The organism is Microbulbifer sp. SE14 (genome assembly GCF_059834885.1).
The window spans coordinates 33551-59483 of sequence record NZ_JCBAJA010000009.1 but is presented as its reverse complement, the minus strand read 5'-3'; the positions used below and the strand labels follow the sequence as shown (position 1 = coordinate 59483).

Sequence of the window (25933 nt, the reverse complement as noted above, 5' to 3'; positions counted from 1 at the left end):
GTCTAGCCAGTCACACTTCAGGCGGAATGACGCGAAAATAATTACTGGGGCGTGAATTATCTGGCAATTTCTTTCGTTGAAACATTCCTTTCAGATGCTCCATGCGCCAAACGAAAGCCCGGCCGCCCGAATCCGAGGGACCGCCGGGCCCAATAGCTACACCGGATTGCGGCGACTGTGCCAGCGCACCTCGTGGGAGTAGTAGTCCACCTTGCTCTCTACTCCGAGTAGCAGCGCAAAGAGCGCCATACGCACCAGCAGGCCGTTGTCGGTCTGGCGGAAGATGGCCAGGCTGGGGTGCTCGTTGAGGTCGGTGTCCAGTTCGCTGGCCTCGGCGCGGGAGTCCCGCGGCAGCGGGTGCATGATCACCGTGTTGGGCTGGGCGTGGCGGGTGAAAATCTCCCGGTTCAGGCGGAAACGGCCGCGGTAGAGGTTGGCTTCCTCCTGGGAGGCGAAGCGCTCCTCCTGGATGCGTGTGGAGTAGACGATATCCACGCCGGAGATGGAAGTCTCCAGTTGGTCGGTCACCGTCACCCGGTGCCCGGCCTGGCGCAGTTTCTCCACCACGTCCTCCGGCATCGCCAGTTCCGGCGGCGACACCAGAACCACCTGTACATTGCTGAACAGGCACAGGAGCTTGCACAGGGAGTGCACCGTGCGGCCGTACTTGAGGTCGCCGATCATGGCGATGCGGAAATCGTCCAGGGTGCGGCCGTGGCCCTCCAGTTCCTTGCGGATGGTGTAGAGATCCAACAGCGCCTGGGTGGGATGTTCGTTGGCGCCGTCGCCACCGTTGATCACCGGCACCCGGCTGGCGGCGGCGAACTCGGCCACTGAGCCCTCCTGCGGGTGGCGCATGCAGATGACGTCGCTGTAGCCGGACAGCACCCGCGCCGTGTCGTAGAGGGATTCGCCCTTGGCCATGGCGCTGGCACTGATGCCCACGGTTTCCCGCACCGTGCCGCCGAGCAGGTTGAAGGCGGCACCGAAGCTGAGGCGGGTGCGGGTGCTCGGCTCCAGGAACATATTACCGAGGATGGCGCCCTCCAGCACCCGGGTGACCTTCTCCCGGCGAGCGTAGGGGCCCATGGCGTCGGCTACCTCGAAGACGCGGTCGATGTCGCCGCGCTCGAACTGGCTGACGGAAAGGATATTGGCTCCGATAAAGTCCATTGCTGCTCCGTTGGTTGCGCCTTGTGGGCGCGAGTCTTTGGCGGGGGCATTCTACTCGGGCATTGGCAAAGAACATAGCTGTAGGAGCGGCGGGGCGGCCGCTCCGCCGCTCCTGCAAGGGCTCAGGCGAGGAGGCTGTCGCCCCAGCTCTCCAACTGGTCGAGCAGTGCCACCTTGTCCGGAAACTGCTCGCGTAGCGCGGCAATCTGCTCGAAGTAGGCCTCCAGCGTGATGCTGGCGCCGGCGGCGGGATCCGTCAGGCGGCGATAGCGCCACTCCTGCCAGCGCTGCTGTTCCTCCACCGACAATGTCTCGGGGAAGTTGCGTGCGCGCAGGCGGAACAGCAGCTCCGGCAAGCGCGGGTCGGAGAAAGGGGCCTCACTGGCCAGGACTTGCGGGCCGCGCTCAGCCAGGTCCCGGTGCAGCTGGCGGCACAGGTCGCGATCGGCGTCATTGAGGAAGCCGTCGTAGAGGCCGGCCTCCACATCCCTCTTGGGGAAGTCGCTGTCGAGATAGATCCGGTGCAGCTTCTCCGTCAGGTCTATGTCCCGCAACCGCTGCCAGTTGGCCTCGCAGGTGGCCTTGTCGATACCCAGTTCGGAGGCGCGCCGGTCGTCGAGCATATTGGCCGGCGCCAGCACCGGGCACTTGTTCAGGTGCACCAGCTTCAGCCCCACCGGCAGTTCCCCCTCCCTCAACTGGTCGCGGGCGGTGTAGAGGCGCTCGCGCAGGCTCTCCGCGTCTAGTCTGAATAGAGGTTCCGGATCCATGGCCAGGTTGGCGGCGATCACCGCGTTGCGATTCACCGGGTGCGCGGCCAGCGGGACTATATAGGTCAGGTGCCCCTGGGATGCGGGCACCTTGCCGGAGATATGCAGCAGTGGCTTGCGGCTGCGCAGGTCAATCAGTTTCGCCGCCTCCTGCTTGCGCCGCAGCCGGTACACATAGCCGTAGAGTTTCGGCTGCCTGCTGCGCACCAGGCGCGCCATCCCGATGGTGGCGCGCACGTCGGACAGGGCATCGTGGGCGCCCTCGTGCGCTATGCCGTTGGCAGCAGTCAGCTCCTCCAGGCGGAAGGACGGCACCCCGCCTTCCCGCTCCGGCCACTCAATTCCCTGGGGGCGCAGGGCGTAGGTCAGGCGCACCATATCGATGATGTCCCAGCGGCTGTTGCCGGAGCGCCACTCGCGCTCATAGGGATCGAGCAGGTTGCGGTACAGGGTGTGGCGGGTCACTTCGTCGTCGAAGCGCAGGCTGTTGTAGCCGACACCGCAGGTGCCGGGCACACCCAGCTCGGCGAGGATTTTCTGGATGAATTCGATCTCCGGCACGCCCTCAGCCAGGGCCTTTTGCGGACTGATGCCGGTGACCAGGCTGGCCATCGGCTGCGGCAGGCAATCGCTGCCCGGGCGGCAGTAGAGCATCAGTGGTTCGCCGACGATATTCAGGTCCTCGTCGGTGCGGATGCCGGCGAACTGGGACGGCTTGTCCGCGCCCGGATCCGTACCCCAGGTTTCGTAGTCGTGCCAATAGAGTGTGGTTTTGCTCACGGCCCCCCCCCCTGTTTTGGGGGGCATCATAGCATTGAGACTCGGGACTCGGGACTCGGGACTCGGGAAGAACTGTAGCCTGCCCATCAGCCCAGGCGGTGATGGGCACGTCGCTGCGCTCCTTTGCCCATCCTACGGGGCTGGACAAAGATCCAAGCGAGGCACACCATTGCCGGAAACCACAACAAGGAGAATCGATATGGCAGTCAAACCCATCCCCGAGGGCTACCACAGCGTTACCCCCTACCTGAGCATCAACGGTGCCGCCAAGGCCATCGATTACTATGAACGCGCCTTCGGCGCCAAGGAGCTGTTCCGCTTCCCGATGCCCGACGGCAGTATTGCCCACGCCGAGATCCAGATCGGCGACACCCGCATATCCCTCGCTGACGACAACCCCGAGGGCGGCCTGCTGAGCCCCCAGGGCAGCTCCCCGGTCGGCCTGCTGCTCTATGTGGAGGACGTGGACAGTGTCTTCGCCCGCGCGGTCGAGGCCGGAGCCACCGTCAAACGCCCGTTGGAGGACCAGTTCTACGGCGACCGCAGCGGCACACTGCAGGATCCCTTCGGCCACGTCTGGTTCCTCGCCACCCATATCGAGGATGTGCCCGAGGACGAACTGGAGCGCCGCGCCGCCGAGCTCTCCTGATCTGTATCCCCCACTCCGCCGGGGGCGGCCGGTTGCAAAGCCGCCCCCTGCCATTAAAATCCCGCGTTTCCACGATTACAGCAGCAGTTCCCCCCTATGAATATTCGCCAACTCCTCTCCGACAAGTTCCAGGCCGCCATGATCGCCGCCGGCATCCCCGAAGATTGCGGCCCTGTGGTGGTACCGGCGAAGAAGGCGGGCTTCGGCGACTACCAGGCCAACGGCGCCATGGCCGCGGCCAAGCGTATGGGCACCAACCCGCGCGAGCTGGCAGGAAGGATTCTCGAGAACCTGGACAAGGGCGATATGATCGACAAGGTGGAGATTGCCGGGCCCGGTTTCCTGAACATTCACCTCAGCGAGCAGTGGCTGGCAGACCAACTGGCCGCCGCCGAGAAGGACGAACGCCTGAATATAGCCCCGGTGGCCGAGCCGCAGACGGTGGTGATCGACTACTCCAGCCCCAACCTCGCCAAGGAGATGCACGTCGGCCACCTGCGCTCCACCATTATCGGCGACGCCCTGGCGCGGCTACTGGAGTTCCAGGGCCACCAGGTGATTCGCCAGAACCATATGGGCGACTGGGGCACCCAGTTCGGCATGCTGCTGGCGCACCTGTCCGACAAACTGGAGAACAGCGATGCGGAGGTCGCGCTGGCGGACCTGGAGACCTTCTATCGCGAGGCCAAGGTGCGCTTTGACGAGGAAGAGGGTTTCGCCGACCGAGCGCGGGAATACGTGGTGAAGCTGCAGGGCGGCGACCCCGAATGCCTGAAACTGTGGCGGCAGTTTATCGATGTCTCCATCAGCCACAGCGAGGAGATCTACGAAAAGCTGAACGTGACCCTCAAGCGCTCAGACGTGTACGGCGAGAGCCAGTACAACGACGACCTGCCGGTACTGGTCAAAGAGCTGCTGGACCGCGGCATCGCCGTCGAGGACCAAGGCGCGATCGTGGTCTTCCTGGAAGAGATGGCGGACAAGGAGGGCAACCCCAGCCCGATGATCATCCAGAAGAAGGGCGGCGGCTACCTCTACGCCACCACCGACCTGGCCGCCATCCGCTACCGCGCCAACCAATTGAAAGCAGACCGCATCCTGATTGTGGTGGATGCGCGCCAGTCCCTGCACCTGCAACAGGCATTTACCGCCGCGCGCAAGGCCGGCTTTCTGCCGGACTCTGTCGTCCTCGAGCACTGCGCCTTCGGCACCATGATGGGCGACGACGGCAAGCCCTTCAAAACCCGCACCGGTGGCACCGTGAAGCTGGCCTCGCTACTGGACGAAGCGGTGGAACGCGCGGAAAAGCTCGTGGCGGAGAAGAACCCGGACCTGGACGCCGATACCTGCGCGGAGATCGCACGCAAGGTGGGCATAGGCGCGGTCAAGTACGCCGACCTAAGCAAGACCCGCACCAACGACTATGTATTCAACTGGGACGCAATGCTCAGCTTCGAGGGCAACACCGCCCCCTACCTGCAGTACGCCTACACCCGCGTGCGCAGCATCTTCCGCCGCGCCGGTATCGAGCCGGGCGAACTGAAAGGCGGGATACAGCTGGGCACCGCCGAGGAGCGCGCCCTGGCAATCAAGCTGTGCCAGTTCGGCGAAGTGCTGAACCAGGTGGCCAAGGATACCTTCCCGCATATCCTGTGCAGCTACCTCTACGACCTGGCCAGCGCCTATATGGCCTTCTACGAGGCCTGCCCGGTACTCAGGAAAGGCATCACCGAGGAGCAGAAGCAGAGCCGCCTGCAGCTCTGTGACCTGGTGGCCCGCACCATCGCCATCGGGCTGGACCTGCTCGGTATCGAAGTCATGGAAAAAATGTAGGGCGAACACTCAAACCGGACTTGTAGGGGCGAACCTTGTGTTCGCCCGGGCCGCAGGTGGCACGGTCATTCGGGCGAATACAAGGTCCGTTCCAGCCGCTCCAGGTATTCGCGGTGCCTTCGGCCCCTACACGGCAAGCTCAGGGGGAGCCGGTCACCGTGCAGCTCCCTGCCCGCAGGGGCGATCTCACCGCAAACGGGGAAAAGACACCTTTGAATATCCTGATCACCGGCGCCTCCGGCCTGCTCGGGCGCAGCGTCTTCAAACAGCTCGACTCGAATCCGGACCTGTCGGTAACCGGCACTGCCTGGTCCCGCGTCGGCGGAAGACTGTTGCGGCTCGACCTCACCGATTTCGACGCGGTGCGGGAAACCCTGCGGAAAGCCCGGCCGCAAATCGTGATCCACTGCGCCGCCGAGCGCTGGCCGGATCGCTGTGCCGAAGACCCGGATGCGGCCTGGAAGCTCAATGTACAGAGTACGGAAAAACTGGCGCAGCTGTGCAGCGAGGCCGGCGCCCAACTGGTGTATATCTCCACCGACTATGTATTCGACGGCACCGAACCGCCCTACTCCGCCGGGGACAAACCCAATCCGGTCAACTTCTATGGCCGCAGCAAACTGAAGGGGGAAAAGGCGGTGCTGGAAAACGGCGATCACTGGGTGCTGCGCCTGCCGCTGCTGTTCGGACCGGTGACCCAACTGCGCGAGTCCGGTGTAACCGCGCTGCTGGAAACCATCAGGACCCCCCACCCGACGGCGCTGGACGACTGGGCTGTGCGCTTCCCCACCAGCGTCGAGGACGTCGCCCGGGTGCTGGAGCAGTGCCTGCAAAAGATTGGCGAGGGAGAGCATTTTTCCGGTATCTACCAGTGGAGCGGCGACACCGCCTGCACCCGCTTCGAACTCGCGCAGATGGTCGCGGAGAGCTGCAACCTGCCGGCAGATCACCTGAGCGGGGATCCGGAACCCCGATTCGCCGAGCCCCGCCCGCACAACTGCCAGTTGGACAAGTCGCGTCTCACGGACATGGGCGTTGCGGCAGGCGAGCCACTAAAGCAGCAACTGGCCAGGTATCTCAGCCCTTTCCTTTAATCCAGTTTCTCTCCGAACGCCACCGAGTCCGCAATTTGGTACGATGCCAGGCCACCGGCAGCCTGTAGGGCGGATAAGCGCATCCGCCACGGATGTAAGGTGTGAAACCGCGTCAGGTACAGACAGTAGGTTTTGCTAGCGGGACATCCTCTCGAGCAATTCCGCCAACCGCTCGAGGCTGCAGACCTCACTGCCGAATTCACCCACGGTCGCCGCGCCGGCCGCCACCGCATAGCGCGCCGCCTCGGCTGGTGGCATCCGATTGGCGATGGCCAGGGCGAAGGCACCGAACATGCTGTCTCCGGCGCCGGTGGTGTCCACCACCTCAACCTCGGGCGCCGCAATGTACTCGCTGCCCTCCCCCGTCACACAAATGGCTCCGGCGGAACCCAGCGAAATCAGCACAACCTCGGCCCGCTCCTTTTCCCGCACCACCATTTCCGCCTCGGCGATCAGCGCCCGGCGATCGCCCCTGCAATCCCGGATCGCCATCCACTCCGGCTTGTTGGGCTTTATCGCGAACAGGGACTCATCCGCCAATACCCTGCTCACCGCCTCTGGGGGGCCGTCGAGGAGCAGCCGCGCCCCGCGGCTGTTGACAACGGCGGCCACCCGACAGTAGAAGTCATCGGGAACGCCGGGCGGCAGGCTGCCGCTGGCGATCAGTATCGAATCCCCCGTCAGGACCTCTCCCAGCCTGCGCAGGGCGCCCTGCCACTCCCGTTCGCTCAGTTCCGGGCCGGGCAATATCAGCCGGTATTCCCCCTCCTCCTCTTCGGGATTGGCGAGCACATTGATCCGCGTGTTGCCCTTTACGTCCAATCGGGCCGTTGCCACTCCCGCGTCGCGCAGGTAGCGATCCAGCATTTCGCCGATCTCGCCGCCACAAGTGAACAGGGCGTGGGACTCGCCCCCCAACCTGGCAATGGTGCGGCTACAGTTGATACCGCCACCACCGGGCGTGAAACGCACTTCCCGACAGCGCAGTTTGCGTTTGATTTCCAGCGTCGGCGTAGTGACCGCCAGATCGAGTGCCGGATTCATGGTGAGCGTCCAGATCATAGGTCACCGCAGTTTTTCAGGGGCCGCCAGGATGGTCGTCAACTGCCGGAGTCGCTGCCGGCAACCATCTCCAGCACAGTCGGCTCCGGGCTCTCCTCCACCAGTTGCTCCATTCCCGCCAAGTCCGCCGAGTAGAGCTGGTAGTTGTTCTTGCCGCGGAACTTGGCGTGGTACATGGCAATATCCGCCTTCTGCAGAATGGCCTCCAGGGTGTTGCCGTGCTCAGGAATGGCGACAATCCCGATGCTCAGGGTAACCCGCACCTTCTCGTCGCCGATCCGCACCGGCTCGGCGACGATGCTCAGCATTTTCTCCGCCAGGGTACGATAGGTGCCGTCGCTGGACAGGGAGCGCACGAAGACGCAGAACTCGTCCCCGCCCAGGCGCGCGACCATGTCGCCAAAGCGCATCACGCTCACCAGCCGCTGGGCCACCACCCTCAGCAGGTCATCTCCGCCCTGGTGGCCGAGGGAGTCGTTCACCTGCTTGAAGTTGTCCAGGTCGACAAAGAACAGGTAGCCGGTGCCCTCGCTGAAGTCGCCCCCGTGCAGGTATTTTTTCAGTTCCTCGACGATATTGTGCCGGTTGGCGAGCCCGGTGAGGGTGTCGTACATGGCGATGCGCTCCAGTTCCGCCGTATTCTGCGACACGATTTCCTTCATCACTTCCAGCTGGTCGCACACTGCCAGCCCGGTGGAGTCCAGCACATCGATTTCATCGTAGTGGGAACTGCGCTTGGCGACGGGCCGGATCAGGCTGCGTGCGGCATCGAACTTGCCCTCGCTCAACAGCGGCAGCGCCTCCGCCAGGCGACGCAGGCGCAGTATGGGGCGCCACAACATACTGGTGATGGCGCTGATAAAAATAAAGGCTCCCAGTACCGAGAAGAGCAGCAGCAGCTTAAGGGAATCGCCTATCTGGCTGACCTGGTCGGAGACATTGTCGACGATGACGAAATGCGCTCCCTGCTCATCGCTGCTGCTGATCGGTATCGTCTTTACGTCAAAATGCTTGTTCTCAAACAGGTAGCTCTTGGAGTAGCGCAGCCCGGGCATCTGCGACTGCTCCGCAGCAATCTGGCGCAGCAGCGGCATCAGCATCTCCTTGGAGGTGAGTGCTATCACCTCCCGGTTCCAGTTTTCCAGGTAGTCACTGGTGTGGAAGGCCGGTGTGCTGTGCGCGGCGGACAGAATGCCGATGTCCGAGCCGGTGATCTCGCGGAAACTGAGCAGTTCGTTGGCCAGGGATCTGTCCACCTGGAGCACATAGTCGACGCCGTTCTCACCGATCACCGGCACCGCCAGGCTCTGCACGCAGATACGGTTGCAGTAGACGCTCTCCAGCGGCTGGCCGCTGATGATGACTTCGCGGATCTGTTCCGGCGTCAGGCGCCGGGTGGATTCGCCCCAGTTGATCGGCGGCTGCCGGTCGTCGGTATACAATTTGAGGGATTCCAGCCCCCAACTGATCTGCAGATACTCCCACTGGCGATCGAAAAGCCCGCGAAGGATTGCCGGGCTGGCGGAAGCGCCGCCGCGCCAGAGGACGATCAGGTCCGAGAGCTGGAGCAGGTCTTCCCGCGACTGGCTGAGCAGGCCGGAAATCTGATACTGGTAGGTGACATAGCGATTCTCGCGGCTTTTTTCCAACAGGGATTGCATGCCGCCGTTGCCGAGTAAAATGAAAAACAGGCACATCGCCACTATCAATAGCAGCGAAAAAACACTGGCCTTCACCCGCAAACTGTGTAACCGCATTTCCGTTGCAACTCCATCATACAGACTCCGCCCCAGCCCGCAGCCCGGAGCGGCCCTGCTGCCGGTGGCCATTCGCTCAACAGCCTCATCGGGCCATTTTTCAGCCTCGGGCGCTTCTCCCGAATGGCCCCGGCATCAGGGCCTTCGCATCAACTGGTGTCTCCTTCCTCGAGTCCCGAGTCCCCAGTTCCCTACATCAAAACCGGTAGCTCACCACCGCCGCCAGCAGCTGCCAGTCGTTCACCGACTCGGCGACTTCCATATTGTCTGCCGGAGACAACCAGGCGATGCCCTCCACTTTATGGTACTCGATGGCCGCCATCCAGTGGTTGTCGTAGTCGTATCTCAGTCCCAGAGCCAGGTCGCGGGTACGCATACTGCCGGAGTCCCGGTCGGGCCGGTACTGGTCGAAGCGCAGCAGGGCCCGCCACTTGGGGCGGAACAGCCAGGCGCTCTGCAGATACCAGGACTCCGAAGTCCCCACTACTGCCGGCACCCTCTCCGCGCGGCTCCAGGTCTCCAGTTGCTGGTACTCGGCGGTGAAAATCCACTCCTCCAGCAGATATTCGCCGGACAGCAGGTTGATCGCCTCACGCACCTGCCCCCGCTGCAGCTGGATGGGCGCGCTGGTGGAGAAATCCAGCGCCGTCTTGCCGAAGGTGTAGGCCAGCTTCCAGCTGCCCACATCGCTGCCGATACTCACGCGCGCAAGGCTGATATAGCGGCTGTCCAGGTCGGCTTCGTAGCCCGGCAGCCGCACCCGCGCGACCGTCTCGCCGATTGCGTCAGAGCGACCATAAACACTGTCGAACCTGAACTCCAGGCCCGCGGGGAAGCCGTAGTAGTAGGCCCCGATGGAATCCGACGAGTGCCAGACGTCGCGCAGCGGGTCCGAGTAGATGGACTGGGGCAGCAGCACCGACGGGCGCGTCGCGGCCACATCGCGGGTTTCGTTGTAAAAGCCATAGGGGTTCTTGATACGCCCCAACCGCACCCCCATCCTGCGCGCATTGTCATCGACAAAACGATAGTCCACAAAGCCGTAATCCAGCTGGACTTCCTCCGGCGCATTTTCACCGGCACGGCGATAGTTCAGCTGGGCGGAGATCCTCAGGTTGCTGACCGGGTTGACGGTGCCGTTGAGCCCGAGTTCGGTGAATTCGAAACTGCCGGACTCGCTGTCACCGAAGAAGCGATTGTGATCGGTCTTTATATAACCCTGGGACAAAAAACCGTGGTACTGGGCCGAGGACAACCAGCCCTCCTCCTCTTCCACTTCCGCCGCCAGGGGCGCAGCAACAAAGAGCAAACAGAGCCCACCCGCGCAGCGGAGAAAGCCCGCCCGCGACCACTGCGCTGCCCGCGCCCTACTGGTTAATGGCAACCGTATACAACCGCTCATCACGCGGGTCCTCACTCAGGTAGCCAATGGCACCGGGGTTGTTCAACAGGCGGCGGATCATCTCCTCTTCGGAGGATACCACTTGTGGTGCTTCGCCCATGCCGGAGTAAATTGCCCTGTCCCAACTGCGGCGCAGCTGGTGTGGATACATGCGCAGAACTTCGCGCACGAACTGTCGGTGGGTAGCGTCGTTGTCCGGCAGCACGAAGACATGGACCTTACTGCCGTCCTCCCAGCTATGCAGGCGCATAGAGAAAATGGCGCGCAGCGCTTTCTGGTCCAGGGAACCGACCGAGGCCCTGTTCACCACCACGAACACATAGCGCTCGTCCTCCGCGCGGCCCGGGGCGGCAGATAAGAGTAACAGCGCTAAAAAAAGGTAACAGGCCAGGCGCAGCACGCGGCGATCCCTCTCCGGCATTATTCTGCAGTTTGCAGCTCCGCATTCCTTTACATTGGGCGACCCCGGCCCACCTTTCTTATCCCGGGGGTCGGGCGGCCGGACACTCCCCACCGGGGCCACTGGCGAAGCCTCCTCTCTCGAAGCTTCCAGGGAGTATGATTGAAAGTCCGGCCGGGCTGGGGAACCGCCGGCACCCATTAGAATAAAATTGCGCCATCCCGGCAATAGCAGGATTTAGTTCACATTTATTGACACAAAATAGCACTTTTAACGCTAAAAACACACAGATTGCCGGCATCGCTGGCGATTGCTAAGATGCGCGCCGGCCTGGCGGCGGCCGGCCCGTTTTTCCCACGAGTATTTTGTCGCGACTCCGCAATGCGGAGGCCGCGGGCTTTTGTCGGAAAGTGGAACAGTTTTCAGGTGCTATTTTTGCACAGCGACGACTCCCTGCGATTACAGGAACGAAGTTTATGACCCAGCCAACCCTTCAGCTGTTGGAACAACACGACGCCTTTATCCACCGCCATATAGGCCCCGATGAATCGCAGGTGGAGGCGATGCTGAAAACCCTCGGGATTTCCAGCCTCGACGAACTGATCGAGAAGACAGTACCCGCATCGATCCGCAAGACCGACGAGCTGGACCTGGCGGATGCGGTCAATGAGGAAGAGGCGCTGGCGGAGCTGAAGGCACTGGCCAAACACAACAAGATCTTCCGCACTTTTATCGGTATGGGCTACCACGACACCATCACGCCCAATGTCATACTGCGCAACGTGCTGGAGAACCCGGGCTGGTACACCGCCTACACCCCCTACCAGCCGGAAATCGCCCAGGGCCGCCTCGAGGGCCTGCTGAACTTCCAGCAGATGATCATGGACCTGACCGGCATGGAACTGGCCAATGCCTCCATGCTCGACGAGGGCACCGCCGCCGCCGAGGCCATGGCCATGTGCAAGCGCCAGGTGAAGCGCAACAAGTCCAATGTCTTCTTCGTCGATGCCGACTGCCACCCGCAGACCATCGCCGTGGTCGAGACCCGCGCCGAGCACTTCGGCTTTGAGATCGTCGTCGGCGACCCGGAAAAGGACATCCCCGCCGAACTGTTCGGCGCCCTGCTGCAGTACCCCGGCTCCACCGGCGTGGTGCGCGACCTGGCCGATATCATCGCAAAAGTGCACGAGGCCAACGGCCTGGTGACCGTGGCTGCCGACCTGATGAGCCTGGTGGCGCTGAAGGCGCCGGGCGAAATGGGCGCGGATGTGGTTGTCGGCTGCAACCAGCGCTTCGGCATCCCCATGGGCTACGGCGGCCCTCACGCCGGTTTCTTCGCCTTCCGCGAAGCCTACAAGCGCTCCGCCCCGGGCCGCATCATCGGCGTATCCGTGGACAGCAAGGGCAAACGCGCCCTGCGCATGGCCATGCAGACCCGCGAGCAGCATATCCGCCGCGAGAAGGCCAACTCCAATATCTGTACCTCCCAGGTACTGCTGGCGGTGATGAGCGCCTTCTATGCCGTCTACCACGGCCCACAGGGCCTGAAGACCATCGCCGCGCGCATCCAGCGCCTGACCGACATCCTCGCCGCCGGCCTGAAGAAGCAGGGCTTCGACCTGGCCCACGACAGCTGGTTCGATACCCTGACCGTCACCGTCGGCGGCAAACAGGGCGAAATCTACCAGCGCGCCCTGGATGCCGAGATCAACCTGCGCAAAGTCGGCACCGATGCCCTGGGTATCAGCCTGAACGAAACCAGCAAATTGCAGGACGTGTCCGACCTGATCAGCGCCTTCACCGGCACCGAACACGGCCTGGACCTGCGCGCACTGGACAGTGAAATTGCGGCCAAGGGCCCCCAGGGCCTGCCCGCTTCCCTGGTGCGTGAGAGCGAGTTCCTGACCCACCCGGTGTTCAACAGCTACCACTCCGAGACGGAGATGCTGCGCTATCTGAAATCCCTGGAATCCAGGGACATAGCGCTCAATCATTCCATGATCCCGCTGGGCTCCTGCACCATGAAGCTGAACGCCACCGCGGAGATGATCCCGGTGACCTGGCCGGAGTTTGGCAAGCTGCACCCCTTCGCCCCCGCCGACCAGGCCCAGGGCTACGCAGAGATGTTCAGGCAGCTGCAGCAGATGCTGGCCGCCTGTACCGGCTACGACGCCGTGAGCCTGCAGCCGAACGCCGGCTCCCAGGGCGAGTACGCTGGCCTGGTGGCGATCAAGAAATACTTCGAGGCCAAGGGCGAGACCCAGCGCGATATCTGCCTGATCCCCGCCTCCGCCCACGGCACCAACCCGGCCTCGGCAATGATGGTCAGCATGAAAGTGGTGGTCGTCGCCTGCGACAACAAGGGCAACGTGGACGTCGATGACTTGAAGGCGAAGATCGAAGAGCACGGCGACCGCATCGCCGCGCTGATGGTCACCTACCCCTCCACCCACGGCGTCTTCGAGGAGGGTATCCGCGAGATCTGCGACCTTGTGCACAAGGCCGGCGGCCAGGTGTATATCGACGGTGCCAACATGAACGCGCTGATCGGCGTGGCAGCGCCGGGCCAGTTCGGCGGCGACGTGTCGCACCTGAACCTGCACAAGACTTTCTGCATCCCCCACGGCGGCGGCGGCCCGGGCATGGGCCCGATAGCGGTGGGCGAGCATCTGAAGCCCTACCTGGCCGGCCACCCGGTGACCGGGGTACCGGAAACCGACACCGCCAACGGCACCATCTCCGCGGCCCCCTGGGGCTCCGCCAGCATCCTGCCGATCAGCTGGATGTATATCCGCATGATGGGCAAACAGGGAATGAAAAAAGCCACCGAGATGGCGATACTGAACGCCAACTATGTGGCCAGGTGCCTAAGCGAGGACTACCCACTGCTGTACACCGGTACCAATGGCTTCGTCGCCCACGAGTGCCTGGTGGACCTGCGCCCGCTCAAGGAGGCCAGTGGTATCACCGAGGAGGATATCGCCAAGCGCCTGATGGACTTCGGCTTTCACGCGCCCACCATGTCCTTCCCGGTGGCCGGCACCCTGATGATCGAGCCCACCGAGAGCGAATCCAAGGAGGAACTGGACCGCTTTATCGAGGCCATGGCGATCATCCGCAAGGAAGTGGAAGACGTGGCCAACGGCAGGTACAGCGCCGAGGACAACCCGCTGCGCAACGCGCCGCACACCCTGGAAGACGTGATGGCGGACCAGTGGCCCCACAGCTATTCCCGCGACGTGGCCGGGCGCCCGGCGGCCTGGCTGAAGGAGCACAAGGTGTGGCCCGCATCCAACCGCATCGACAATGTGTACGGCGACCGTAACCTGATCTGCTCCTGCCCGCCGGTGGAGAGTTATATGGAGTGAGGGGTGGTCAGTAACCTCAGGGTGGATAAGCCGCAGGCGCATCCACCAGAACGCAAAAGGCCGGGAGAATTCCCGGCCTTTTGCTACCCACTCAATTCACCAGCATCCGTAGGTTGGGCTGAGCTCCGCGAAGCCCAACCTACCCACCAACCACTCATCACTCACCACTCATATCGCCAGGGCCTCCCGGCGCCGACGCCGTGCCTGGGTGATGGCCAGCGCAAACATCAGCAGCCCGACGCTGATCACAAAGATCGACAGGCCCAGGTATTCACCGCTCATTGAGCCGGCAAAAGTGGCCTCTTCAGCAACGTCCACATGGCGGTACTGGGCCGCGGCCATACCGGTGTAGTGCATGCCGCAGACGGCCACGCCCATGATGATGGCGCTGCCGAACTGCTGCCAGAGGCCGCGCATATGGAAGGCCATCCACAGGGCCACGCAGGAGGCGATCACGGCGATGATCACCGAGATCATCAGGATATTCAGGTCGTAGTAGACTTCCGCCGGCATCAGCATGGCCGCCATGCCGGTGTAGTGCATACCCGCCACGCCGCAACCCATGAATATCCCCGCCGGCAGCAGCTTGTCAAAACTGAACACGCCGGACCCTGCGATGGCCAGTCCCACCGAGCAGGAGGCGATGCCGATCACCGCCGACAGTATGGTGATAAAGGTGTCGTAGGCCACCGGCATATCCATTTCGAAGGCAAGCATGGCGATAAAGTGCATGGCCCAGATGGCGCCGCCGCCCATGGCGGTGCCCGCGGCCAGGATAGCGTTGTGTTTCTCCTTTCCGGGTTGCGCCTGCGGAATCGCAATGGCCAGTTGCAGAGCGGTAAAAGACCCTAGCACAGACACCACATAGGACAGGGTCACCAGAACCAGGTTGTATTGACCGAACATGAGTTGTTCCCCTTTAACCGACTTTCCCGTCGATCTTCAATAAATGGAATGTGCTATCAATTGACTATCTCGAAAACGCAGTCCTCTGCCCCATCGCTGCGACAGTAGATTTCGCGCACGGTGATCTGCCCACCGACCCCCGACTCCTCGAGCAACCCACGCAGGAACCCGCAGAAAAAGTCGCCGTTGCGACAGCGGCTGCCCGGCATGCACAGGGGATTGTTTTTTACCCGCAGGGAGTTTTCCTTCAGGTCGGTGGAAAGCAGGTTGCGCATGGCCGGCAGGGCTATCTGCTTGAGCGCCCCGGAGAGATCCAGTTTCCCGCCCAGGGCGTAGTCCCTCTTGTATACCCAGGCCCCGACCCTGCGCCCGGCAAATTCCATACTGGGCGCCTTCTGACCATCCGGCAGCTTGCCGTGCATACTCAGCAGACGGGGGAAGATGCGCGGATACTCCTTTGCCAGGCCCGGAAGCTCGGCCTCAACCTGGCCGACGGCCGGCCCGGCACTGCTGCCCTGCAGGCTGCGACCGACGCCCTGGAGCGGACGCTTGGGTACCACAGGTTTTGGAGCGGGCGCCGGAGACGCCCGCGCAGCACCGACTTGGTGTTCGGATTCAAAACTCAGTACCAGGGGGTGGGAGCCCAGCCGCTCTTCCAGTTCGAGCAGGCGGTCTTCGCGGCCACTGACCCGCAACCAGAGCTGCACTCCCGCCTCCACGGCCGACATGCGCTGTCGTAGCAGAGAAAAGCCGCTCTGAATGATGACATTCCCCAATTCGCGCAGCAGACCCTCGCGGCGATCAGAAAGCACCGTAAATTCAACTTCCATTGCCTACCTTCTGCTTGAACGTCTAGTTATCGTTCTATTGAACCGATCAATTGCAACCTGAGCGGCAAGACCGCCACCTAATTTGCAAACGGCCGAGCCCGGGACAATTATTGTGCGACCAGTCCCTTAGCTTTTCTCAATCAAATTTATAGATAGCACCAATTTGTAACTGCACAAGAAATTGGCGCCAATTATTTCCTTAAATCAAATTATCGCGACTGTCGTCACATATAAAAAGGAGGCACATTGACAGTTGAGGGCGAATTGCCAGGAAAAGATAAATAAACGATCGGTACCAATTAAATCGGGTAAGCAGCGCGGCGAAGGCTTCTACTGAGGCGGGATTTCTTGAAGGGCTATCGCAGTTTCGACAGACAGGAATGGATGCTGGGGGAGCCTCGGGCTCCCGCAAAAATAAGACGGATTAGCGTTGCGCCCCCTCCCTGCATTCGCCGCGCACTTCGCCGGCGAAGGCGGAAACACTGCGCTCCAGCTCGAAATGGCCCTCCCTGCAAAAACCGGTTTCCAGAAGCTTTTGTTGCAGGGCCCTGTCGAACTGCAGCCCGCCCTGGCGGGCACCCAGCGACGACCGACCGACCCCCACCGCATTCCGCCCCAGTCGCTGCCTGTTCACCGCCTCGCCGGTGTAGGGCCGCGGTACCTCGCTGTGTTGCATCTCAAGGGAATAACTGAAACGCTTGGCACCGTTGGCGGCTATCTCCGTATGGAAAGATTCCTTCAGACCGGGGACCGGCAGCGGCCCCTCGCTGGCACAGGCGAGCGCAAAGAGCGGCAGGACAATCAGCAGGCAGCGCCGCCACAGGAAAACAGATAGAGTTCTGGTCAGCAAAACAATACTCCCGGTTGAAAAACGATTACTTGAACACGACCGTCTTGTTGCCGTGGATAAACACCCGCTCCTGCAGCACCAGCTGCAGCGCGCGGGTCAGCACCAGTTTTTCCACATCGCGCCCGGCGTCCGCCATGGCCGCGGCGGAATAGGCGTGATCCACGTGGATGATGTCCTGTTCGATGATGGGCCCCTCGTCCAGGTCGTCGGTGACGAAGTGGGCCGTGGCACCGATGATCTTCACCCCGCGCTCGTAGGCCTGCTGGTAGGGCTTGGCGCCGATAAAGGCCGGCAGGAAGGAGTGGTGGATATTGATGATACGGCCGCGGTAGCGGGCCACGAACTCCGGCGTCAGCACGCGCATATACTTTGCCAGCACCAGGTAGTCCGGCTGGTAGCCGTCCACCAGCGCCAGCACCTGCTCCTCGTGCCGCGCCCGCTCCAGGCCCTCCGCCGGCAGGTGGTGGAAGGGGATATCGAACTTCCCTACCAAAGCGCCGAGATCCGGGTGATTGCCGATCACCGCCGCTATCTCCACGTCCAGCGCACCGGCATAGCACTTCATCAGGATATCGCCGAGGCAGTGGGGCTCGCGGGTCACCATCAGCACCAGGCGCTTGCGCCCGCTGGCCATCAGGCGGCGCTCGGCGCCCTCCGGCAGGGCCATGTCCAGGTCTTCGAGCAGGGTCTGATCGTTGAAGTTGCCCTCCAGCGCGGTGCGCATGAAGAAGCGCGCCTGCTCCCGGTCGACGAACTCGTCATTCTTGGTGATGTTGAGCTGGTGCTTGTAGCAGATGTTGGTGATCTTCGCGATCAGGCCCTTGGCATCGGGGCAGTCGGTCAGCAGTATCTTCTTTTCCATGGTCGAAATTCAGGCCAAATATCCAGAATCAAGACTATACACTATGCCGGATAGTCGATTCACACATCCCTCCATTTACCAGGGGCCCCAATGGACAAGAAGCTCTACGCCGAACATATCGCCACCCTGCGCAGCCGCTACGACGAGATACTGGAGCAGTGCGGTTACGACACCCTGAACGTATTCAGCGGCGCGCCCAAGGTGCAGTTCCTGGACGACAACTACTACCCCTTCAAGGCCAACCCCCAGTTCAAGGCCCTGGTGCCGGTCACCGACAACCCCCACAGCTGGGTGGTCTACCGCCGCGGCCAGAAGCCGAAGCTGCTCTTCTACCGCCCGGTGGACTTCTGGCACTATGTGCCGCCGGCCCCGCAGGCCTTCTGGAGCGACCACTACGACATAGAGCTGCTCGCCAAGCCGTCGGATGCGAAACAGTTCCTGAGCTCCGACAAGGCCGCCTTCCTCGGCGAGACCGCCGGCCTGGACGGCTGGCCCATCGGCACCCCCAACCCGGAAGAACTTCTGGCGCGGCTGCACTGGGCGCGCGCCTACAAGACTCCCTACGAACTCGCCTGCCTGCGCGAGGCCAACCGCATAGCAGTCAGGGCCCACAGGGCCGCGGAAGAAGCCTTCCGCAGCGGTGCCAGCGAGTTCGAGATCAACCTGGCCTATCTCAAGGCCGCCGGCCAGGGCGAGAACCGCATGCCCTACGGCAATATCGTCGCCCTGAACCAGCACGCGGCGATACTGCACTACACCCACCTGTCGGATCAGCGGCTGCCGGAGGGGGAGCTGAGAAGCTTCCTGATCGACGCCGGGGCCGACTGCAACGGCTACTGCGCCGACATCACCCGCACCCATACCTACCAGGCCTATAGCGACAGCGAATTCGCCGAGCTGGTGGCGGCGATGGATGAAAAGGAACAGGAACTGGTCGCCGGCCTGAAGCCCGGCCTGCCCTACCCGGACCTGCACCGCGTCTGCCACCAGAAGGTGGGCGAACTGCTGAACCAGTTCGGCGTGATCAGGACCTCCGCCGAGAGCGCGGTGGAATCCGGACTCACCGGCACCTTTATGCCCCACGGCCTGGGCCACTTCCTCGGTCTGCAGGTGCACGACGTCGGCGGCCACCAGACGGCACCCGAGGGCGGCACCACCCCGCCGCCGGCGCAATACCCCTTCCTGCGCACCAGCCGCACCATCGAGGAAAACCAGGTGTTTACCATCGAGCCGGGGCTCTACTTCATCGACAGCCTGCTGGCGGAGCTGAAGGATTCGGAGCTGGCGAAGGAAGTGCACTGGGACAAGGTGGAGGAGCTGCGCCCCTTCGGCGGTGTGCGCATCGAGGACAATGTCATAGTGCACGCCGACCGTATCGAGAATATGACGCGGGACTGTTACGCGGAGTAGTAACGGGACTCGGAACTCGGGAAATACTGTAGGGTGGATAAGCTGCAAGCGCATCCACGCCGGGCGCATCCACGCCGGGCGCATCCACGCCGGGCGCATCCACGCCGGGCGCATCCACCAACCGACGCGGCGGATGCGCTTGCAGCTTATCCGCCCTACGACTGGCCGCGCCACAGGCGCATCTGATCGCCTCCGCTTGCCAGGGCCCCGCAAAAAGCTTCATGCTACCCGAGTCATTCTAATAAGAAAGGAATCCCCATGAAGCGCACAAACATCCCCGCCGCCCTCGCCGCGGCGGTCTTCGCCTCTGTCACATTCAGCAGTCAGCTGCACGCCGAAACCCTGGAGTACGTCTTCTACGACAAGGAGGGCATCGCCGGTACGGAAGTCGTCGAACAAAATGGCACGCAGGTCTCGGGCGAACTCAAACTGGGCTGGAACAACCGCCGCCTGAACCTGGCGGAAAGCTTTACCATCGGCGCGGCGCAGATGCCGGAAAAGCTGCATATCGAGGGCATCAGCCCCTTCGGTGCACCGGTGGAAGAGCAATTCTCGGTAAAGGACGGCGTCGCCAGTTGGAACAGTACCGATGAGCGCGGCAATGCCAAGTCCTCCGGCCCGCAATTCTATATCCCCAAGAATTCGACCCTGGCGGTGCAATCACAACTGGTCAAGGCGCTGCTCGCCGACGACGATCGCAGGATAGACCTGCTGCCCCAGGGGCAGGCGCAGCTGAAGACACTGGACAAAATCACCCTGGCCCGGGGGAAGGAAGAGAAAACCATTCACCTCTACGGCATCAGCGGCCTCGGCTTTACCCCCTCGCTGGGCTGGTTCGACGAAGAGGGCGACCTGTTCGCTCAGGACGAAGGCGGCTGGTTCGCGATACTGCGCAAGGGGTGGGACAAATCCCATCTCGAGCAGTTGAAGGAGCGCCAGGTACGGGCCGCCGACGCCTATCTGGAAGAGCTGTCGGCGGAGCATACGCACAAATCCGCCGGCCCCATCCTGATCAGCAACGTGGACCTGGTGGACGTGGAGGCCGGTGAGCTGCTGAAGAAACGCCACCTGCTGATCGAAGGCGGCAAGATAGTGCGCATCAGCACATCCCCGATCGGCGCAGCCGGCGCCACCCGTATCGACGGCCGCGGCAGGACGCTGATACCCGGTCTCTGGGATATGCACGGCCACCTGTCGCCCGCCGACGGTGCACTCAATATGGCCGCCGGTGTCATCAATGTGCGGGATATCGGCAACACCCACGAGAACATCATGCGCGTCACCGAACTGTTCGATTCCGGCAGGGTGATCGGCGGCGACGTCTATCGCGCGGGCTTTATGGACCGCGAGAGCGAAAATGCCATGCGCATGGGCAGGACCGCCTCCAGCCTCGAAGAGGCCAAGGAAATCGTCGACTGGTATGCGGCCCGCGGCTACGGGCAGATCAAGACCTACAGCTCCATGGAACCCGAGTGGATAGCGCCGCTGGCGGAGCACATCCACAGCAGGGGGCTGCGCCTGTCGGGCCATATCCCGGCCTTCATGACCGCCGAGGAGGCGGTGGATGCCGGCTTCGACGAGATCCAGCATATCAACATGCTGTTCCTGAACTTTATGGGCCCGATCGACACCCGCAAGAAACTGCGCTTTACCGAAGTGGGTGAACACGCCCACGAGCTGGACCTGGAAAGCGAGGAAGTGGCGGCCTTCCTGGACAAGCTGGCCCGCGAGGGCACGGTGGTGGACACCACCACCAGCGTCTTCAGGTCCCTGCTGTTGCGCCAGCCGGGCAAGCTGGATCCGGAGTACACCGGTATCGCCGACCACCTGCCGGTCAATGTGCGCCGGCAGTTTATCGGCGCCGATCTGGACGTCAAACCGGAGCACAGGGACGACTACGACCTGTCCGCCGAGGCATTGCTGAACATGGTGCGCAAGCTGCACCAGCACAAGGTGCCGATGGTGGCGGGCACCGATGGCCTGCCCGGCTTCACCCTGCTGCGCGAACTGGAAGTCTACGCCAGGGCGGGCATCCCCAACGCCGATGTGCTGCGCACCGCCACTTCAGTACCGGCCAGGGTGGTCGGCGCCCTGAACCACAGCGGCACCATCGACGTCGGCAAGGAGGCGGACCTGGTGTTGCTGGACGGCAACCCCCTGGAGGATATCGGCGCACTGCGCCGCGCCGCGCTGGTGATCGAGGGGCAGAATCTCTACAAACCCGACGAACTGTACCGGGCCCTGGGCATCGAGCCCTTCCACGAGTCGGTGCCGTTCAGGCTGAACGGCTCGGCGACGGTCGCCACCAAATAATATCCGCCACATATCTGTAGGAGCGGCGGACGGCCGCCCCGCCGCTCCTACAGATACAAAAAAGCCCTCACGGAGAGGGCATGATGGGGAGAGAGAAATTACAGTGGACCAGGTCAGGCCCAGCTGCGCAGCCTGTGCCCCTTGACGGCATAAAACAGGATAAACAGGTAACACGGCAGCGCTATCCAATAAGCATTCACTATATCGCCGGCGGCCTCGGCAATCCTGCCGAAGGCCAAAGGTATCACCGCGCCGCCGGCGATTCCCATGATCAGCAGCGCGGAACCCTGGGCGGTAAACCTGCCCAGGCCGTCCAGGGCCAGCGGCCAGATGGTCGGCCACACCAATGCGTGCGACAGTCCCATCAGCGCCACGAAAACCACCGTGTCGGGAATGACCGGGATAGCGGACCAGCCCCAGAGCACACCGGCAATCGACGCACTCTCCGCGGAACTGAAAAGCACACCGAGTACACAGAGCGCGCCGGCAATCGCCGAACCCAGCAGCGCCTGCTGCTGGTTGATAAAGCGCGGAATGGCGAAGACGCCTATCAGGTAACCCACCACCATAAAGGCCATGGTGTAGGAGGTCAGCGAGGCAAAGTTGGCCAACCCCAGGCGCTCACCGTAGAGACCGATGGTATCGCCGGCGATCACCTCGACGCCCATATAGGCAAACAGGGCCAGCGCACCCAGCACCAGCTGTGGAAACTGCCAGATGCCGGATTTCGACTCGCCGTCCGCCCGATCGTCCTCGATATCCGGCAGCCGGGAGAATTTCACCAGCCCGACCAGCAGGAGCAGCGACACCGCCATGCCGATATAGGGCGCTATCAGCCGGTTGGCCACCTCTTCCATCTTCGTCGCGCGCTCGGCTTCCGCCAGTCGGGCAACGGCCTCAGAGTTGAAGTCCGTGAGGCCGGACAGCACCAGGGCGGTAAATACCAACGGGGCCAGCACGCCGGCACTCTTGTTGATAATGCCCATGATCGCGATACGGGTCGCCGCACTCTCCACCGGACCGACCTTCACCACATAGGGATTGGCGGCGGTCTGCAGTATCGTCAGGCCGGCCCCCAGCCCGAACAGGCCCAACAGGAAGACGGAATAGCTGCCGGTCTGCGCCGCGGGGATAAACACCAGCGCCGCACCCGCCATGATGGCGAGACCTATGGCCATGCCGTCCCGGTAACCGGTGCGGCGCAGGATAAAGGACATGGGCAGCGCCATCACCGTGTAGGCGATATAAAAGACAAAGGTAATGAAAAGCGCCTGGAAGTCATTCAGGTCGCAGAGTATTTTCAGGAAGGGAATCAGCGATCCGTTCAGCCAGGTGACGAAACCGAAGATAAAGAACAGCAGGCCGATAATCGCCATCGGCAACAAGCTGCTGCGTGAACTGCTCCCGGTATTCTCGTGGGAAACAAGAGTGGTCATCGGTGCTCCCGCTTATATTTTTATTTCAAAAGGAACTCGGTCCGCCCGGATCGACCGGGCGGACCGGCGCGACAATTTAAAAGTTCGCGCTTATACCCAGGTTAACCAGTCGCCCGTAGCGCGCCAGGTGGCTGACCTGGTCCGAGCGCATGATGTAGCCCCAGTTGCGCTCGTTGGTGATGTTGTTGACGCTGAGGCTCACATTGATATTGTCGTTCCAGTCGTAATCCGCACTGAAGTCGAACTGGCCGTAGTCCGCATCCCAGCTGGGACCGCCCCAGGCCTCGGCGTTGGTCATCACTTTGCCGCGCCAGTTATAGGCCAGCCGCGCCTGGAAGGCGTCGCCCTCGTAGTAGAGCACCGCGTTGTAGGAGTTTTTCGGCATGCCCTGGAAGGGCAGGCCCGCCTCGCGGCGCTCGCGATCGTCGTACTCGCTGTCCACATAGGTGTAGTTCAGCTGTGCCCCGAGCCCACCGAAAACACCCGGCAGAATGCCGGCGAAGGACTGCTGGTAGGCCAGTTCGGTACCGCGTATGGTCGCACCCTCCTCGCCGTTTATGGCGCTGTAGACGGCGAAGCTGTGGCCGTCTATGGTGCGGCTGCCGTTGCGCCCCGACTCGATAAAGGACTCGATATCCTTGAAGAAGAAGGTGCCGGTCACGGCGCCGTAGTCGGAGAAATACCACTCCAGGCCTGTGTCGAACTGGTTCGCGCGCATCGGCTCCAGGCCCGGGTTGGAGGCATAGAGCTCGAACTCTCGCAGGTTCACGTAGCTGTAGGCCTTGAGGGAGTCAATCTGCGGCCGCGTGATCACCTTGGCGGCGCTGAAGCGGTAGATCAGGTCGTCGCGCAGGTCCCACTTGAAGTTCAGGCTCGGCAGCGCGTCCGTGTAGGAATCCTCGAAATCCATCTCGCGCTGGTAGTCGGAGACATCCCCGACAAACTGCAGCTCGCCCGGCTCATCCGCGGCCTCGAAGCGCACGGCGTCCACGTCCAGGGAGAAACCGGAGCTGGTCACGGTGGTCTCTATGACCCTCAGCCCCAGGTTCAGGGTGAAGGGCAACGCCAGCAGTTCGCTCTGCAGGTCCGCCTGCACATAGGCGGCCAGGGTGGACTCGCCCACGGTGAAGGAGTTGTTCGGCCGGAACTGGGCCCTGACCAGGTCGTTGGCGGCATCGGCGCTGATGCTTTCGTAGAAGGCGAACAGCTTGTCGTAGTCGAAGCTGGCCCAGGGTGCCGGGTGCGAGCCCGGTTCGCCATCGAGGAAGTTGTCGAAGCGCGGGGCTACCAAAACGTCCGCGGGCAGTCGGAACAGATCGAAACCGGCGATATTTTCCGCCGCGGACATATCCGGCGAATACTCCGGGTATCTCTCGAAATGCGCGCCAGCGTTGCTGAAGATGGACGGGTTGACCGAGGAATAGGAATCCCGCTCCTTGGTCTGGTCACCGTAGTTGATGCCGAACTGCACCGAGGAGACGATGGAGTCCAGCGGCGCCCAGTCGCCGTCGAACTTGAATTCGCTCACCTTGTCACGGATCTCGTCGCCGTAGTTGTAGCTGTAGTGGGCGCCGAAGGGCGAGGTGTGGGAGAGCGCCGGGGTCATGGTGATATCCGGCAGCAGGTTGCCGCCGGACTGGTCAATGCGGATCTCGTTCACGAAGCCCCGCGCAACTATATAGCGGTTGTCGCCGTTGTTGGTGTTTTCCGATTCCGAGTGGGAGATATCCAGGGCCAGGGTCAGGTTGTCGCGGATATGCCAGGCCACATTGTTGCCGACCTGGAAGGTCTCGGTCTTGCGCGGGCGCGAGGTGTTCAGCAGCTCGGCCATGGCGCCGTCGCTCAGGGTCAGGGCATTGACCAGGCCGTCCTCGTCGAAACCCAGGTCGGTGACATTGGGAATACCCGGCGTCCAGCTCTCGTCGTAGGTCACGAAGGAGATCTCGTACTGCTCGCCGTTGGTGTCGTAGGCGGAATAGATACTGTCGAAATTCACCTCTATGTCGTCCCGCGGCCGCCACTGCAGCGCCAGGCTGGCACCGATGCGCTCGCGGGTGTCCTGCCAGTTGGTGTAGCGCACATAGCCGGGAATGATGGAGCCGTATTCGTTGTCCACCGCCGGATCGAATTCGCCGTTGCCGTCCACATCCTGGCGCACGGTGATCCAGTCCTCATTGCCCTCGTTGTAGAAGCCCTCGCCCTGGTAGGCATCGGTACGCAGGGTGCGCTCCGAGTAGACCGCGGTCAGCAGGGCGCCGAAGGTGCCGTCGGCGAAGGTATTGCTGACTAGGAAGGAGGCCTGGGGGTTCATGTCCTCGGTGCGGTCCTCGTAGATGCCCTTGACCGAGCCGGACAGGGTCAGGCCGGAGAAATCCAGCGGGCGCCGGGTCTGGATATTGATCACCGAACCTATGCCGCCCTCCTGGGTCTTGGCCACCGGCGACTTGTACACCTCGACGCCTTTCAAGAGTTCCGCGGCGATCAGGTCGTAGTTGAAATCGCGGCTGCTGTGCTCCGAGGCCATGCGGCGGCCGTTGATGGTGGTCACGTTGTAGTCGCCGCCCAGGCCGCGCACGGTGATGTTCTGCCCCTCGCCGGCGTTGCGGGTGATGGTGACACCGCTCATGCGCTGCAGCGCCTCGGCGATATTCTGGTCCGGGAACTTGCCGATATCCTCGGCCATGATGGCGTCCACCACGTTGACCGAGTTTTTCTTGATATCCAGCGACGACTTGATGCTGCTGCGGATACCGGTGACCTGCACCTCTTCCACCACAGTATCCGAAACCGGCTGCAGGTCGTCGCCCGCCCGCTCCGCTTCCGCCTCCTGCGCCATACCCTGAGACGCCAGGACCAGGGCACCGATTGCCAGGCTGAGGGTGTGCTTTTTACTTTTAATCATGGTTCACCTTCCCTTTTATAGTTTTGAGAGTGGTACAGCTCGGGCGCAGTGCGCAAAACGCGGGCGTACGGCGGCCCCTTCGCCATTTGCAGGCGAATATTCGTTGTCGTTCGATGGAAACTCGGCGGCCTTTAGC

At 62.5% G+C, this 25933-nt stretch carries 18 protein-coding genes; 6 read left to right on the top strand and 12 right to left on the bottom strand.

Going from position 1 to position 25933, the window contains the following annotated elements; all coding sequences use genetic code 11:
* Window positions 1-156: 156 nt before the first annotated feature.
* Both AC6R19_RS08585 and sbcB read right to left on the bottom strand, forming a co-directional pair.
* Complete coding sequence (locus AC6R19_RS08585; protein WP_500579385.1) at window positions 157-1173, bottom strand: aspartate carbamoyltransferase; 1017 nt, start codon at window positions 1171-1173, stop codon at window positions 157-159.
* A gap of 122 nt (window positions 1174-1295) precedes the next feature.
* Window positions 1296-2750, bottom strand: coding sequence for an exodeoxyribonuclease I (gene sbcB / locus AC6R19_RS08580; protein WP_500579471.1), 1455 nt, complete (start codon window positions 2748-2750; stop codon window positions 1296-1298).
* Between the two features lie 172 nt (window positions 2751-2922).
* Between sbcB and AC6R19_RS08575 the strand changes: the two genes are divergently transcribed.
* The 3 genes from AC6R19_RS08575 to AC6R19_RS08565 all read left to right on the top strand — a co-directional run bounded on the left by AC6R19_RS08575 (window position 2923) and on the right by AC6R19_RS08565 (window position 6299).
* Entirely contained in the window at window positions 2923-3372 is a 450-nt protein-coding gene (locus AC6R19_RS08575) for a VOC family protein (protein ID WP_500579384.1), read from the top strand.
* 96 nt (window positions 3373-3468) lie between these two features.
* Complete coding sequence (gene argS, locus AC6R19_RS08570) at window positions 3469-5205, top strand: arginine--tRNA ligase (RefSeq protein WP_500579383.1); 1737 nt, start codon at window positions 3469-3471, stop codon at window positions 5203-5205.
* 212 nt (window positions 5206-5417) lie between these two features.
* Complete coding sequence (locus AC6R19_RS08565; protein WP_500579382.1) at window positions 5418-6299, top strand: dTDP-4-dehydrorhamnose reductase family protein; 882 nt, start codon at window positions 5418-5420, stop codon at window positions 6297-6299.
* Between the two features lie 135 nt (window positions 6300-6434).
* Here AC6R19_RS08565 and AC6R19_RS08560 read toward each other — a convergent pair whose 3' ends face one another.
* The 4 genes from AC6R19_RS08560 to AC6R19_RS08545 all read right to left on the bottom strand — a co-directional run bounded on the left by AC6R19_RS08560 (window position 6435) and on the right by AC6R19_RS08545 (window position 10941).
* Window positions 6435-7361, bottom strand: coding sequence for a 1-phosphofructokinase family hexose kinase (locus AC6R19_RS08560; protein WP_500579381.1), 927 nt, complete (start codon window positions 7359-7361; stop codon window positions 6435-6437).
* A gap of 38 nt (window positions 7362-7399) precedes the next feature.
* Window positions 7400-9118, bottom strand: coding sequence for a diguanylate cyclase domain-containing protein (locus AC6R19_RS08555; protein WP_500579380.1), 1719 nt, complete (start codon window positions 9116-9118; stop codon window positions 7400-7402).
* Between the two features lie 196 nt (window positions 9119-9314).
* On the bottom strand, window positions 9315-10427 hold the full coding sequence (locus AC6R19_RS08550; protein WP_500579379.1) for a hypothetical protein: 1113 nt from the start codon (window positions 10425-10427) through the stop codon (window positions 9315-9317).
* A gap of 58 nt (window positions 10428-10485) precedes the next feature.
* Window positions 10486-10941: a substrate-binding domain-containing protein gene (locus AC6R19_RS08545; RefSeq protein WP_500579378.1), complete on the bottom strand. Its 456-nt coding sequence runs from the start codon at window positions 10939-10941 to the stop codon at window positions 10486-10488.
* Window positions 10942-11396: 455 nt separating this feature from the next.
* Here AC6R19_RS08545 and gcvP point away from each other — a divergent pair, with 455 nt between their 5' ends.
* Complete coding sequence (gene gcvP, locus AC6R19_RS08540; protein ID WP_500579377.1) at window positions 11397-14288, top strand: aminomethyl-transferring glycine dehydrogenase; 2892 nt, start codon at window positions 11397-11399, stop codon at window positions 14286-14288.
* Window positions 14289-14456: 168 nt separating this feature from the next.
* On the opposite strand, the gene AC6R19_RS08535 is transcribed toward gcvP, so the two are convergent.
* From AC6R19_RS08535 to purU, 4 genes are all read right to left on the bottom strand, one after another.
* Window positions 14457-15194, bottom strand: coding sequence for an MHYT domain-containing protein (locus AC6R19_RS08535; protein WP_500579376.1), 738 nt, complete (start codon window positions 15192-15194; stop codon window positions 14457-14459).
* 56 nt (window positions 15195-15250) lie between these two features.
* The gene (locus AC6R19_RS08530) at window positions 15251-16024 is read right to left on the bottom strand and encodes a hypothetical protein (RefSeq protein WP_500579375.1); all 774 of its coding nucleotides are present in this window, start codon (window positions 16022-16024) and stop codon (window positions 15251-15253) included.
* A gap of 424 nt (window positions 16025-16448) precedes the next feature.
* A complete protein-coding gene (locus tag AC6R19_RS08525) occupies window positions 16449-16874 on the bottom strand; it encodes a hypothetical protein (protein WP_500579374.1) in 426 nt (141 codons plus the stop codon).
* 25 nt (window positions 16875-16899) lie between these two features.
* A complete protein-coding gene (gene purU / locus AC6R19_RS08520; RefSeq protein WP_500579373.1) occupies window positions 16900-17736 on the bottom strand; it encodes a formyltetrahydrofolate deformylase in 837 nt (278 codons plus the stop codon).
* Window positions 17737-17826: 90 nt separating this feature from the next.
* Here purU and pepQ point away from each other — a divergent pair, with 90 nt between their 5' ends.
* Together pepQ and AC6R19_RS08510 are read left to right on the top strand one after the other, a co-directional pair.
* Window positions 17827-19146: a Xaa-Pro dipeptidase gene (pepQ, locus tag AC6R19_RS08515; RefSeq protein WP_500579372.1), complete on the top strand. Its 1320-nt coding sequence runs from the start codon at window positions 17827-17829 to the stop codon at window positions 19144-19146.
* Window positions 19147-19404: 258 nt separating this feature from the next.
* Entirely contained in the window at window positions 19405-21459 is a 2055-nt protein-coding gene (locus AC6R19_RS08510; protein ID WP_500579371.1) for an amidohydrolase family protein, read from the top strand.
* 113 nt (window positions 21460-21572) lie between these two features.
* On the opposite strand, the gene AC6R19_RS08505 is transcribed toward AC6R19_RS08510, so the two are convergent.
* Both AC6R19_RS08505 and AC6R19_RS08500 read right to left on the bottom strand, forming a co-directional pair.
* Window positions 21573-22895, bottom strand: coding sequence for a sugar MFS transporter (locus AC6R19_RS08505; protein ID WP_500579370.1), 1323 nt, complete (start codon window positions 22893-22895; stop codon window positions 21573-21575).
* Between the two features lie 76 nt (window positions 22896-22971).
* The gene (locus AC6R19_RS08500; protein ID WP_500579369.1) at window positions 22972-25797 is read right to left on the bottom strand and encodes a TonB-dependent receptor; all 2826 of its coding nucleotides are present in this window, start codon (window positions 25795-25797) and stop codon (window positions 22972-22974) included.
* Window positions 25798-25933 lie beyond the last annotated feature (136 nt).

What these genes read in the sequence shown, in the direction of transcription:
- AC6R19_RS08585 (WP_500579385.1), bottom strand. Translation starts at nt 1,173, where the DNA reads ATGGACTTTATCGGAGCCAATATCCTTTCCGTCAGCCAGTTCGAGCGC.
- sbcB (WP_500579471.1), bottom strand. Translation starts at nt 2,750, where the DNA reads ATGCCCCCCAAAACAGGGGGGGGGGCCGTGAGCAAAACCACACTCTAT.
- AC6R19_RS08575 (WP_500579384.1), top strand. Translation starts at nt 2,923, where the DNA reads ATGGCAGTCAAACCCATCCCCGAGGGCTACCACAGCGTTACCCCCTAC.
- argS (WP_500579383.1), top strand. Translation starts at nt 3,469, where the DNA reads ATGAATATTCGCCAACTCCTCTCCGACAAGTTCCAGGCCGCCATGATC.
- AC6R19_RS08560 (WP_500579381.1), bottom strand. Translation starts at nt 7,361, where the DNA reads ATGATCTGGACGCTCACCATGAATCCGGCACTCGATCTGGCGGTCACT.
- AC6R19_RS08555 (WP_500579380.1), bottom strand. Translation starts at nt 9,118, where the DNA reads ATGCGGTTACACAGTTTGCGGGTGAAGGCCAGTGTTTTTTCGCTGCTA.
- AC6R19_RS08545 (WP_500579378.1), bottom strand. Translation starts at nt 10,941, where the DNA reads ATGCCGGAGAGGGATCGCCGCGTGCTGCGCCTGGCCTGTTACCTTTTT.
- gcvP (WP_500579377.1), top strand. Translation starts at nt 11,397, where the DNA reads ATGACCCAGCCAACCCTTCAGCTGTTGGAACAACACGACGCCTTTATC.
- AC6R19_RS08535 (WP_500579376.1), bottom strand. Translation starts at nt 15,194, where the DNA reads ATGTTCGGTCAATACAACCTGGTTCTGGTGACCCTGTCCTATGTGGTG.
- AC6R19_RS08530 (WP_500579375.1), bottom strand. Translation starts at nt 16,024, where the DNA reads ATGGAAGTTGAATTTACGGTGCTTTCTGATCGCCGCGAGGGTCTGCTG.
- purU (WP_500579373.1), bottom strand. Translation starts at nt 17,736, where the DNA reads ATGGAAAAGAAGATACTGCTGACCGACTGCCCCGATGCCAAGGGCCTG.
- pepQ (WP_500579372.1), top strand. Translation starts at nt 17,827, where the DNA reads ATGGACAAGAAGCTCTACGCCGAACATATCGCCACCCTGCGCAGCCGC.
- AC6R19_RS08510 (WP_500579371.1), top strand. Translation starts at nt 19,405, where the DNA reads ATGAAGCGCACAAACATCCCCGCCGCCCTCGCCGCGGCGGTCTTCGCC.
- AC6R19_RS08505 (WP_500579370.1), bottom strand. Translation starts at nt 22,895, where the DNA reads ATGACCACTCTTGTTTCCCACGAGAATACCGGGAGCAGTTCACGCAGC.
- AC6R19_RS08500 (WP_500579369.1), bottom strand. Translation starts at nt 25,797, where the DNA reads ATGATTAAAAGTAAAAAGCACACCCTCAGCCTGGCAATCGGTGCCCTG.